General features: G+C 41.3%; 10 protein-coding genes and 1 pseudogene. 5 read left to right on the plus strand and 6 right to left on the minus strand.

All coding sequences use genetic code 11. The annotated features are described in order from the left end of the window. Window positions 1–262 (plus strand): annotated as a pseudogene (locus ACEW8F_RS09205) (methyltetrahydrofolate cobalamin methyltransferase); the annotation flags it as partial. A 136-nt stretch (window positions 263–398) separates the two neighbouring features. Here the strand turns inward: ACEW8F_RS09205 and ACEW8F_RS09210 are convergent. The 5 genes from ACEW8F_RS09210 to ACEW8F_RS09230 all read right to left on the minus strand — a co-directional run bounded on the left by ACEW8F_RS09210 (window position 399) and on the right by ACEW8F_RS09230 (window position 5201). Further along, window positions 399–1217: an EcsC family protein gene (locus ACEW8F_RS09210; RefSeq protein WP_373483180.1), complete on the minus strand. Its 819-nt coding sequence runs from the start codon at window positions 1215–1217 to the stop codon at window positions 399–401. Window positions 1218–1303: 86 nt separating this feature from the next. After that, window positions 1304–2152, minus strand: a complete 849-nt coding sequence (locus ACEW8F_RS09215; RefSeq protein WP_373483181.1) for a MerR family transcriptional regulator — start codon at window positions 2150–2152, stop codon at window positions 1304–1306. Between the two features lie 13 nt (window positions 2153–2165). After that, a complete protein-coding gene (locus ACEW8F_RS09220) occupies window positions 2166–2906 on the minus strand; it encodes an ABC transporter permease (protein ID WP_373483182.1) in 741 nt (246 codons plus the stop codon). After that, entirely contained in the window at window positions 2903–3625 is a 723-nt protein-coding gene (locus ACEW8F_RS09225) for an ABC transporter ATP-binding protein (protein ID WP_373483183.1), read from the minus strand. The genes ACEW8F_RS09220 and ACEW8F_RS09225 overlap by 4 nt, the downstream gene beginning before the upstream one ends. A gap of 145 nt (window positions 3626–3770) precedes the next feature. Then, on the minus strand, window positions 3771–5201 hold the full coding sequence (locus ACEW8F_RS09230) for a GBS Bsp-like repeat-containing protein (protein ID WP_373483184.1): 1431 nt from the start codon (window positions 5199–5201) through the stop codon (window positions 3771–3773). Window positions 5202–5624: 423 nt separating this feature from the next. On the opposite strand from ACEW8F_RS09230, the gene ACEW8F_RS09235 reads away from it, so the two are divergent. The 3 genes from ACEW8F_RS09235 to ACEW8F_RS09245 all read left to right on the plus strand — a co-directional run bounded on the left by ACEW8F_RS09235 (window position 5625) and on the right by ACEW8F_RS09245 (window position 9471). Next, on the plus strand, window positions 5625–6674 hold the full coding sequence (locus ACEW8F_RS09235) for an anion permease (RefSeq protein WP_373483185.1): 1050 nt from the start codon (window positions 5625–5627) through the stop codon (window positions 6672–6674). Between the two features lie 28 nt (window positions 6675–6702). Further along, the gene (locus ACEW8F_RS09240; RefSeq protein WP_373483186.1) at window positions 6703–7335 is read left to right on the plus strand and encodes a DUF47 domain-containing protein; all 633 of its coding nucleotides are present in this window, start codon (window positions 6703–6705) and stop codon (window positions 7333–7335) included. An 864-nt stretch (window positions 7336–8199) separates the two neighbouring features. After that, window positions 8200–9471, plus strand: coding sequence for a hypothetical protein (locus tag ACEW8F_RS09245; protein WP_373483187.1), 1272 nt, complete (start codon window positions 8200–8202; stop codon window positions 9469–9471). Window positions 9472–10451: 980 nt separating this feature from the next. Here ACEW8F_RS09245 and ACEW8F_RS09250 read toward each other — a convergent pair. Continuing rightward, on the minus strand, window positions 10452–11444 hold the full coding sequence (locus tag ACEW8F_RS09250; RefSeq protein ID WP_373483260.1) for a GGDEF domain-containing protein: 993 nt from the start codon (window positions 11442–11444) through the stop codon (window positions 10452–10454). A 455-nt stretch (window positions 11445–11899) separates the two neighbouring features. On the opposite strand from ACEW8F_RS09250, the gene ACEW8F_RS09255 reads away from it, so the two are divergent. Then, window positions 11900–12736, plus strand: a complete 837-nt coding sequence (locus ACEW8F_RS09255; RefSeq protein ID WP_373483188.1) for a DUF4391 domain-containing protein — start codon at window positions 11900–11902, stop codon at window positions 12734–12736. Window positions 12737–12768 lie beyond the last annotated feature (32 nt).

A 12768-nucleotide genomic window follows, 5' to 3' on the forward strand; every position in this document is an offset into this window, starting at 1 on the left:
CAGTATTAAAGAACAATACCCGACCATCCATGTCACTGGTGCCGTCAGCAACATTTCCTTCAACCTGCCGGCCCGAAAAATGGTCAACATGGGCTTCACCGTGCTGGCTATGAACGCTGGTCTGGACAGTGCCATTCTCGACCCAACCAATGGCGATTTAATGGGCATCATCTTTGCCACCGAAGCATTGTTGGGCGAAGACGACTACTGTATGGAATATATTGGCGCTTACCGGGAAGGAATTTTTGGTCAGAAGAAATAGTCAGTCGGGTGTTTCCAGATATACCATTATTATAAACGTTCAACTATTAATTTACACGCCAATAATAATGACATAAAAAGACCAGCTCCGGAGAGTTCGAGCTTTGCGAGTAAGGAAAAATGGTGGCATCCATTAATCAGGATTGATTAACGGGTGTCATATTTATTTTGCTCAACAAATACCGCTTTTTATACTTGATCCGGGCGTACTTGCCGATTTTATTGATCATGATGGGATTGACCACCCCGCCGATGACACCGACAAGGGGCAGACCCTGGATAAATTTGGCAGTTAGCAGGGTATTGGATAACAGGTCAGAGGTCTCCTTCATAATGGCCGCCAGATCAATGAATGGTAGGCTATGGGCGTCGATATCGTGACCTAAACACTCAACTTTCTGATCATAGGATTTACGCAGGTCATCCTTTGTCATGGCGGTGCAGATCAGATAAAGCAGGTATGCTTTTTCTTCATCTGAGGCATATTGAAAACCGTAAGACAAAGCGATTTCATTAATCGTTTTGACGATAACCCCAAGAAATAGGGGGATATCCGGCAGCCCAATCCCCAACAAACCCAGAACGCCGCCTTCAATGGCAGCAATGGATTCGTTGATGGCTTTGGAATGTTTTGACGATTTATCCAGCGTTTTCAGATGTTTTAGATGCATGTATTTTTCAATGGCATAATTATTCAAATCATATGCCACAGCTATTTTTTCTTTATTGTATGTTTTTTCGATTAGCGAACTTCCTTTTTCGAAGACTAAATGAAAGCCCATATAAAAGGCTGCATCCAGGGTTGCCTGTAATTTTGCTGGTATTTTATCCTGGATTTTATTGACCACGGAGGTAAAGTTTGATTTCATAAACTGATTCTCGGTATGATTTAAAAACTTCTGTTCCTGTTTTTCAAGAATCGCCATCTGTTTTGATAGGACAAGGTCTTTCTTCATTTTTGCAACTCCAATCGGTTGATTTAATAAAAACTATCGTACCGATCATTCTATCATGTTATCTTTAATAAACACTGTGGAAAAAATCAGCAGACTTTTCTGACCGGGAACTGAATTTCCGTCAGCCATTCCTCAGCGGAATCTTTGTTCCAGACCCCATCGATATAGGATTCCCGGGGATTGTCAATGATCTCATAGCCGTTGTTTTCCACCCATTTAAGAACCGCGTTATAGGCTTTGGGAAATCCTTCATAGGGACCTTTGTGGAGCACACAGGCGGCATTCTCCACCCGGCCGATGACCTTGAAAGTCAGCATCTCTGAATCTGCTTTTTTTTCAGTAACGGCTTCGCAGATTTCTACGTCCACATCGGATTCCCGGTATTCGCCATCATGGTAGATGTTGAAACAGTATTCCGGAACGGCGCAGACACAGCCCAGTCGTTCCATTTCGGCTCCCATGGGAGGGATGACATGAAACAGGGCGTCGTATCCGGGAATGATCGTTCGCATGGATGCCACAATCACCTGGGGGAGTTCCTTGAGGATAATATGATATTCTCCGGTGTCACCATCATTTTTAGCCAGATAGGATTCCACCTGGGCGAAGCGCATGGTATAAGTGGCGATTTTTTTCATGATCTCCAGCTTCTTTTTCTGAAGCAAATCTTTTTCAGGGACACCACCCTGAACATGTTTAATCTCGTCCAGTGTGAACCCCATTTCCCGAAGCGCCAGAATCTGGTGGAGGATGGGGAGCTGTTCCGATGTATAATAGCGGTATCCGGTGAATTTCTCTATGAAAGCTGGGGCCAGCAGTCCGATTTCGTCATAGTGTCGCAGCGCTTTGATGGTGACCCGGTTCATTTTTGAAAACAGTCCGATCTTATAATAGATTGTTTCTTCTTTTCGTTCGAATTGATAGGTTTCGTTCATTTGCTTTCCTTTCTTATTCCCAACGGAAGAATCGTATCGATAGAATAATTCCGATTAGCAGCGATCCAAACAAAATAATCAGGGGCATCTGCAGATTTGTTTCCAACCCCAGACTGGCAGATTTAAGAAGTTTGATGCCCTGGGTTAGGGGGAGAAAACCGGCTACGGTCTGGAGTGGTTGGGGAAAAATCTCAAAGGGAATGGTGGCTCCGGATAAAAACAACATCGGGAAATAAACAATACTGCAGACTACGTTGGCGGTTTTGACCGTTCGGCACAGGCTGGCAATGAGCAGGCCTAAACTGTACATGGAAACCATGACTAGCAGGTAAGAGAGCATAAACATCAGCTTGGAGCCAATCATTTCATAACCGAAGAAGGTTTTAGCCACGGCGTAAATCAGAAGCGCCGAAACCACTGACAGCAGCATGTTAATGATGGCATGTACCCATAATAACATAGTCGGGCTCACTGGTGTCACAAAAAAATGCTTGAGAATATTTTTGTCCCGATAGTCGGCAATGGTCAGCGGGATGCCCATAAAAGCGGTGGCACAGATCCCCACGGTGACCAGAGCGCCAAAGGAGCTTTGAATTAGGGTATAGCCAGCATCGGTGGAGGCCGGGTTTGGTCCGGCAATCAGTCCGATTAAGATCATGATGCCCACTGGCATGGAGACTCCAAAAAAGATGCTGTCCACACAGCGCAGAGACAGCTTGCCTTCGATTTTTAATAGGGTTAAGAATTTTTTCATACGGCTATTTCCTCCTTCATGACCCAGAGATAGGCTTCTTCCAGTCGTTTATAAGGGCTATTTTGAATCAGTTTTGGCACGGTGTCGGTCACCAGTGCATGCCCCTGGTTAATGATGCAGACCCGGTCACAAAGTACCTCCACTTCATCCATGTAATGGGAGGTGAGAAAAAGAGTCAGTTCCTTCTCTTTCAAATCGGCTAAAACCTGCCAGACCTCGCGTCTGGCTTCGGTATCCAGTCCGGTTGTCAGTTCATCCAGAAAGAGTACCTCGGGCTGAGGGATCAGCGCCAGCAGTACTGACAGCTTTTGCTTTTCGCCGCCGGAGAGCTTTGCTACGGGTTGTTTGTGGTATTGATCCAGCTTAAACTGAATCAGTAAGTCACAATAATCAGCTGGAAATTGGTAAAGTGCAGTGATTTCCTCACAGATTTCACCAACCCGGATATTGCCCTGATAGCTGGAGGACTGAAGCTGCACCCCGACCCGCTCAAAAAGTCGCTTTCTTTCTTTGATCGGATCCATACCCAGAACTCGGACCGATCCGTTTTCAAACGACTTCAGGCCCAGGATACAGTCGATGGTGGTTGATTTACCGGCGCCATTGGGCCCCAGGAGACCAAACACCTCGCCCTTCTTAATGGTGAGATTTAAATTGCTCACCGCCAACCGGTGGCCATAAGACTTAGTTAGATTTTTTACTTCAATACAGTTTTCCATTTCTTCCTCCAATCTTTTCTTGATACAATTTGAAGTATAAATCCTCCTCTACGGGGAGAGTCAAGGGCAAATTGAAGATTTAATTACTGTATTCTTGTGATTTTTTAAATAAAAAAAACACCGGAAAGGTGTTTTTATGTGCTATTTATTTGTTGCTTTGAAAAGCGCGCATGGTGGATCCGGGTGCCGATGAACCTGCCGGGACGACTATCACTTCGATTGCTTCCAGTCGGTAGCCGTAGCCTTCCGTACCGGAGCTGCCACCATTTTTAGCCCAATCCAGCCAGCCGATATTTTCAGCATGAACCCGGTAGTACACATCATATCGGTAGGCATCGGCTCCAGTTAAGCGGACTTCAATGGCTTCTAACCGAAGTCCCTGATTGGAAGTGCCGCTGATTTCGCCGTCACGTTTCCAATCCTGCCAGCCAATATTCTGGATATGAGTCCGGTATTCGACTCCCAGATCATAGCCCTTGTTGTCCACTTGAATTTCAATGGCTTCCAGACGTTTGGACTCTCCGGAGGTGCCACTGAGCTCACCATTTGATTTCCAACGCTGCCAGCCGTAATCTTGAACATGAGTTTGATAGGAACAGGTGATGCTTTTCTGGGCTGTCACACTCAAACCGGTGCAAGCCGCATTTCCGGCACCGTCATAGGCATAAACATGAACGGCATAGACGCCCTGTTCATTGTTGTGCTGGCGGTATAAAACGCGGTAGGATGCGGTATTGCCACTAATAATTGCCTGATGCCAGATGATATCGTCCTGACCGTTGGCATCAGTCCAGGTGGGGAAAAGAACGGAAGCAACACCAGAATCAGCATCAGAAACCTGACAGGTTACGGTAAAGCCTTCATCATTGATATCGGTAATCTGAGCATTGGTAAGTGTTGGTGGGGTGGTATCCTGGTCTGGCTCAGGATCAAAGTCGCCAATATAGATATACCCCTGGAATCCGCCCACAGAGACTGAGTTTTCAGAACCAGCAGTGAAGGTGTTGGTATAAAAGTAGGAACCGCTCCAGGAAGACTCAGACACAGTGACCTTGTTGCCTTCAATTTTTTCGACAACAGCAACGTGTCCGTAAGAATTGCCATCCCAGCAAATAATAGCTCCAACTTTAGGAGTAGTTCCGTAAGGATAGGCTCCATTGTTCAGGTTATAACCCCAAAACTGATTGGCATTTCCATTACTTAAATTGGGCTTGCTGCCAAGTATCTCATAAGCCCGTCCCCAGGCATAGGCAGTGCAGTTAGGCATACCATAGCCGCCGAGATAGAAAATATTTTTAGCAAAATAATAATCATTATCTGAGCTGGGGGCAGTTAGTCGTGGCGAGAAAACCGCAGCGGTATTGATGGTATCACTTTGATAAGCTTCGTCAGGCCAACCCGGATCGGGGGCCACATCACCAGGAAGCATTTCCCGTGTTTCCACAAATGGTTGGGCATCGATGACAATCATTTCCGTCTCGCCGTCAATATTTTCTTCTGCCAGTGCCATAGCCGGGAAAATTCCCAGGGCTAGAATCAAAATAAGACAAATAAACGTCACTCGATAAAATTTCATTTCCAGTATCCTCCCTTGATCTCCGTTTAACAATTATAAAAAATCCATTTAATTTTCCATGTTATTGTAACAATCAGCATGAATTTAGATTAATACCAATTTTTTCAGATGCAAAATGTTACTTAAATTTTACACCCTTATTAAAAATTATGCAATGCTTTACTTCATTTCTTTAAAAAAATTCTAATTAAACCCGTTAATCATCAAACAAACCCAGAAAGACCGAATGAAGATAAAAATAATATCATAATATAGATAAAACATGTTTTGAAAGGGATACAGCATTAAAAGTATGTTAAATTTGTGTTAAAAGAGTTCTATTTAGGAAACTTATGGTGTAGAATGAGAACGGCAAAAAAAGTATCGTTTGGCATTCAAAAGAAGACTTTGAATGGACAGAGAGAAATGGGGTATTCTTAAAAAATGACAATCACTTTATCGGATTTTATCAGCAGTATCGCCGGCAATCCTGCGTTGCTCATCATCGTTGTTTTAACCCTAGGGGTAATTTTGGTAAACGGATGGACGGACGCACCCAATGCCATTGCCACCTGTGTGTCCACTCGTTCAATGGAGCCCAGAAAAGCTATTGTTATGGCTGCCATTTTTAATTTTCTCGGCGTTTTTGTTATGACAGCCATCAATGCGACGGTAGCCCAAACCGTGGCAAATATGGTCAATTTCAGTGGCTCAGACGATGCCCTGATTGCACTGTGTGCGGCCCTTTTTGCGATAGTGCTCTGGGCGACCGCCGCCTGGTATTTCGGGATACCGACTAGCGAAAGCCACGCTTTAATCGCTGGTATCTCCGGCGCAGCGATAGCGCTTCAGGGTGGCATCAGTGGGATTAATGGGCAGGCGTGGATTAAGGTGGTTTATGGGCTTGGCACATCAACGATTCTGGGATTTGGTTTGGGTTTCCTGGTTGTAAAAATTGTCATGCACATCTGCAAGAACATGTCACGGCAACAGACCAATGTCTTTTTTAAAAAAGGCCAGATTGGGGCTGGTGCAGCCATGGCCTTTATGCATGGGGCTCAAGACGGACAAAAATTTATGGGCATTTTTATGCTGGGGATTTTTCTGGCCCAGGGAAATGCTGATGCCACGAATTTCGTCATTCCCGTTTGGATGATGATACTCTGCTCATTGGTGATGGCGCTGGGAACATCTATTGGTGGGATGAAAATTATCAAAACTGTTGGTATGGATATGGTTAAGCTGGAATCCTTCCAGGGATTCAGTGCAGATCTGGCGGCCGCAGTTTGTTTGCTGATCTCATCTGTTTTTGGACTGCCGGTTAGCACCACCCATACCAAAACAACTGCGATCATGGGAGTTGGTGCAGCCAAGCGGTTTTCCTCGGTTAACTGGTCAACGGTCGGGGAAATGGTTTTAGCCTGGGTACTTACATTCCCGGGATGCGGCCTGGTTGGTTTTATCATGGCCTGGGTTTTTATGCAAATATTCTAAAACATACTATATCTTAAAGGGAGGCATTATGTCAAAAAAAGTTAAAACAAAAGGCTATAATTATTACAAAGAATTTATCGCTGTTTCTAATCTGATCGTTAAAGCATCTCATATGCTTAGCGAAACCCTACAGAATTACGATCTTGAAAGTTTGGAGAAGAAGCTTGTCAAACTCCATGAAGTTGAACGAACCGCAGATAATCTCAAGTATGAGATGATGGAATTTATGTACAGTGATTTTCTACCCCCCATCGAGCGGGAAGATATTATCAATCTGGCTTGTGCTCTGGACACCATTATCGATCTGATTGAAGATATTTTAAAATACATTGACATGTTCCAGATTGAAAAAATCACCCCGGAAATGCTTCAATTCATGGATTTGATTGAAAAAAGTGCGACTTGTCTCCATGACGCCATCAAGGAATTAAAAGCCTTTAAAAAGCCGAAAGTTTTAAATGACGCCATCATCGCCATCAATCGCTTTGAAAACGAAGGTGATGATCTCTATGTTCAATCAGTGAAACAACTCTTTGTAGATAAGCGGGATCACATCGAAACCATTGCCCTGATCCGTATTTATGATTATTTCGAAGAAAGTTGCGACTCTTTCGAGGATGCGGCAGATATTGTTTCAAGTATTATCCTGAAAAATTCCTAAGTCAGATAAGCCTTGATAGATAAATAGCAGCTATTAAAAATACACCGCCGTTTTGTTCAAATAATTTAAAACGGTGGTTTTTTTGGACAAATCTGTGACTGGTTTTACAAGGCTGTCACTAGCGTATACAAAAGATATACAAACATTTACACTTTGTCTATTTACTTATGCGAATAAAGTGATATACTATAGCTGAATCAAAAATCAACTTAATCCATTTCTGAATTATATGATTTCGATCATAGAAAAGTAAACAGACGTACGACTCACCAATAAAATTAAAAATTACCAGGGTTGATGTAAATAATTGACCAATAGGAAAATTGATTCGTTTTAAAGGCAGTGGGAAAAATTTGAATGAGAAAACAGATTGCTCCGAAATGACGAACGGAAGAAACCTCAAACACATCAGACAGAGATAGTCAAAGATCATTGGGTATCAGGAAAAACCATTCGGTGAAGATGATGACGATAAGATTTCTGGATGATTCGGATGAGTTAAAACAAATCCAATCTAAAGAGTAAGATGATTCCAAAATGTTGGCGATGTTTATGAAGAAAAGGGAAGAAGAAGATTTTTGATAAAATCAATAGAAGGAGTCCAAACGGATGACAACAGAGATTTTAGACTAGGCCGGTTTTACAGATGAAAATGTAAAATCGGCCTTAGTCTTTTTTGAATCGATAAAGCTATGGTATTTTTGAGGAATGCACTAAAAATGGTTGCTACCTCAAAAAATAAAAGTTATAATAAAAGGTAATTGTAAAATTTATAATCCGTCGAGACAGCATTGAATCATTGTTGAAAACTCATGGACCATTCAATGCAATTATGTCATACTAAAAAAATCGGAGGAAATTTATTTGTCAAGAGGAAATGTTGAAAATCTTTTAAAGGTTCCCGAAGTGGAAGCTTTTTTAAAAAATAGGATCATTGAAAACAAAGAATTATTTTTAGGAATTCGGGATGAAAGTATCATTATTTATTACTGGGGAAAAAACATGATGGAGCTGGTCCATGAAGAAGACCAGAAATGTCATGTTAAAATCAGCAAATTCTTTATTGATCGGACTGCTTTTTGCGGCCTGAAATTTACCCAGAAAGCAGATATGATGATCTTTCCATTTGATCCGGAATTTGTTCAGGCGTTCGTGGAATCCTTTCCGGAACTCAAAGAAAACGTCGAAAACGCCCTGGTTGAAAGTGCCCCCATTGAAGCAAAAGCCGGTCCGCTGGGACAGAAATACCAGGGAATTATTGCCTGTAATAATAACGCCAGCCTGGATTCGGACTGGTATTGTGTGGATTTGAACTACTCACCCGAGGCAACACCGTTAGGCAGAATGGATATGGTGGCCATTTCTAAAGAAAAACAGAATGGAAAGCACCGCATGTTACTGATCGAATGCAAGTATTCCTGGCAGGCGTACAAATCTGGGTATCGCAAAAATCTTTATAATAACAAAAAAAATAAGGGCTATTATATTGAAGCTAATGCGTTGAAAACCAAGGCAACCGCCAAGGGCGAACAGCATCGCCGCCGCTTCGGCTGTAAATATGACGAGAAGAAACAACAGGTTGTCGCCTATGAGTTTGGATCTGGCATTACCGGTGATTTTTATAATTATTCTCAATTTCTCTTTGCGGATGGCGGCAAACTGGTGGAGGATTTAAAAGCGGAATGTTATGATATTTTAAACAGCCGCAAAAGCCTGGGCTGTTTTGAAGCAAATGACCAAATTGGGACCGAACTACTGCAGCTTTTAAACGGCACAAAAGAAGCTTTCGTTGATGCTTTGGGAGATCAATCGGAGTGTGTTTTTTTGACCGTCGGGTGTGGTGATACCACTGAAAAAGCAAAGCAGGCGATGACCGCCTATCTCACGTCCGGACCAACCAGCACCGCCGATGTCCTGAGCATTACCCAGGACAAATGGGTGCTTTGCTACAATAACGGCAAGGGTCGAAGTCGGGCCATTGCCCGGGATCTCAGCCTGGCTGATGCTTTTCCAGCAGCATTTGAAGAACGAGTCCGCTATTTATTTACCAGAAAAATTGCCCTGGAAAATTTAAATATTATTGATCGTCTGGATCCTGCCAGTGCCGATGAGTTAAAAATTAAGATCTTCGAATAAGCTTATCAAAAAATTCAATCAAAAAGCGGTATGATTATTCAGTCATATCGCTTTTTTTAAATATAGCTATTACTTTAAGCCCGTTTTGGTTTGGAGAAAAGGGTATAACTATTCTCAAAACTGAAGGAAAGAGCGGCCGAATTGCTAGATGATATCGCGTTGGCATTTAATTTTCCTCGGTGCGGTCGATTTATGAGGAACTTAATTAAGCTTCAGAAATCAGCAAACGGCGGTGTAAAGGCATTTACAAAGCAGTTGTGAGCGCTATACAAATTTTATACAAACGTTTACAAAAAAACTATTTACTTATTCCCAAAAGGTGTTATAATACAATTAATCAAAGATCACCGATCATTTAAAAGTAAATAAGAACCAACTTGCCAATAAGATAAACGAAATAATTGTGATCAACCTAAAAAATTGAAACACATTAAATCGATTATATTAAAGGACTGAAAATTTGGATAAAATCAAATTGCAATGAAATTAAGATGAAAGGGAAACCTCACAAAGAATTAAATGAACGATAAATGAAAAGTATGAATGAAAAAAGAAAAGTTCTCACGGTTTCTGAAAACCATATCCAATTAAAAATTGGAAACGAGAAAATGTTCTTAAATCAAAAGTATCAAGTAAAAAATCCAGTAAATAATGATCAAGTGAGTATAAAACAAATCGAATCTTAAAAGTAAAAGCACCAAAAAGTTGGTAATATTTACATCGAAAAGTGAGAGAAGAGCTTTGATAAAAAATCATAGGAGGAATCCAAACGGATGACAACAGAGATTTTGGACTAGGCCGATTCTGCAGGTAAAAGCGTGGAATCGGCATTAGTCTTTTTTTGTGCGTGTTTATCCTTCTGGCTGGGGATGATCTTTGAATAAAAAAACCAGAAACAGCTGTTTCTGGCGAGATGAATAATTACGTTGGCAGAGCGTCCACCGGGCGTACATAACAATTGCGATGATGTTTGGCCAGGATCAGGAGGCACATTGAATCTGGTTGCGGCCATTTTTTTTGGCCATATACAGACTGATATCAGCGGCTTCGAACAAGTCGGGCTTACTCATATCCGGGGTGAATGCCGAAAAACCGATGCTCATGGTTACAACCTCATCCGGCATGGTATCAAAAACGGCGGTTTCAAGATCGGATCGAATCTGTTCCAGAATTTCAAGACAGGCTTCTGGTGATTTTTCGGTAAAAATAACCGCAAACTCTTCTCCGCCGTAGCGGGCGGCAAAATCATTGGCTTCCAGGTTATTCAGAATAATCGAAGCAGCTGTGGAAATAACCATATCTCCGTTGCCGTGACCCTGCCGGTCATTAATTCCTTTAAAGAAATCCAGATCCATCAGTCCTAGCGAAAGGTTGAAAGGTTGCTTTCGGCATTGGGTAACCAGCTCATCCAGATATTCATGAAATGTTTTATGGTTGTACAAATTAGTGGCCAAGTCCATTTTTGTGAGTTTTTCCATGTAGATGTTTCGATATAGGAGTTCTTTTTCTTTTTCCACTGAGATAACCATATCTGAATAAACCACAGAAAAGCGTTTTGTCAATTCACGGGATAAAAAATAAGCACTGAGCAGAATCGCTGAAAAAGTTGTTAATTCAATGGGAGACATAATAAATAAGGGGGAGAAAAACAGTTTCATACCAATAAATAAAGTAAGTGTTAGACAAAAGGCAAAGTCAATCAGTCTGAGATTCAGAAAGAAAATTGAAATTAGAACAGGCATCATAAAAAGTGGCAGCAAGACATAGAAAACGGGATAATGAACCATAAATAAAATCATCACAATAGCCTGGGTACCAATCACAATATAATAAGGGGTAGCCTCGGAATGTGACCGGATCAGCCGTTTTAAAACCAAGAGAATTATAATCTCAAGAATAAAAGGCAGCAAAAAGCGTTCCAGAAGAAAGGTCTGGGGATCCATACTGGAAAAAAACAGATTGATAAGTGTCACCAAAGATGAGACCCCAATGGCAATCCATAAATATACAATTATATGTGTGTACCAATTCTTTTTAGAATGCAAAATATCTACCTCCTTTAACAAAAATATCGGACCGCGTTACCTGGATAATTTGGCATTATTTTATGTAACGTTATTTCTTTTTGATTATTATATGGCTCATATTGTAACATTTAACAGGTCTTAATTACAAGATGGTTGATCAATATATCTGTGGAAACATAAAGATAACGGCAAAATTATCAATATCTCTATGTTGAGGTAATTATAATTGAAAAGGAATCATAATTAGTCAAACTATACTTAAAGGATTTAAACATTTAATCTTAATAATTACCCTGGTGAATACAAAAATAACTAAGTATTTTGGTGAGTTAGTCGATTACATAAATAGTGAATCGAAACATTATTTAATCAGCAAACATGAATTCAGAGAAGGAGATGCCATGATTGACTTGCCAGAAACCACCAATGTATACAGACGAATGCCAAAAGAACTATTTTATAAGTATTTAAATGACGACAGTACATTAAAAAAAACTTTCATCGATGGAATCAGAAGCATTATCTGGATCAATACCATTTCATCAGAAACTACAAACAGCCCAAAAGGGAAACATGTCACTGAAATAGCAATCGTCGAGATAATTTTAAACCGTCAGGCTATCAGCGCCAATATCCTGGAAATTGTTAACCGGGAAATTGATCAGTATGCTGTCTTTATTGTCCGGTACGAAGAATGGGGACAGATCTGGTGCTGTGATCATCAGTTGATCAACCCCGAAACCGGTCTGTTCAATTGCCAAAACTATTACCAGACCAACTGGATGATTGCCGATGAGTTGACACTGAAGATTGACGGGGGAAATCTGGATCAGGTCTACGAGAACTTTTTTATGCAGATAGCCGGAAAACCCTTTCCTGTCAGAGTTGACAGAAACCGGAAACAAACCGATGAAATCATTAAGAAAGTCGAACAAGCTGGTCAAAATGAACAACTGGAAAGCCTGAAAGCTCTGGAAGCCCTCATCAAAAGCCTGGAACGTCAGATGGAAAAAGAAATGCAGTTTGACAAACAGGTTAAGCTGGCGACAGACTTAAAAAATGCGCAAGAAGAAATTAAAAAAATCAAACGCTCCATGTCAACTCATATTGAAATCCATCAACCTGAAATCGTGGTGGCACAAGAAGAAACCGCGGAAACGGTACGATCCTTTTTTCCGAATGTATACATGAAGATGCAGGACAGAACCGGAAACCCTTTTGAATATTCTTTATTATAAATAGAAAATAAAAAAAACACTCATTACGAGTG

Source organism: Acetobacterium sp. (assembly GCF_041752335.1).
Lineage (GTDB): Bacteria > Bacillota > Clostridia > Eubacteriales > Eubacteriaceae > Acetobacterium.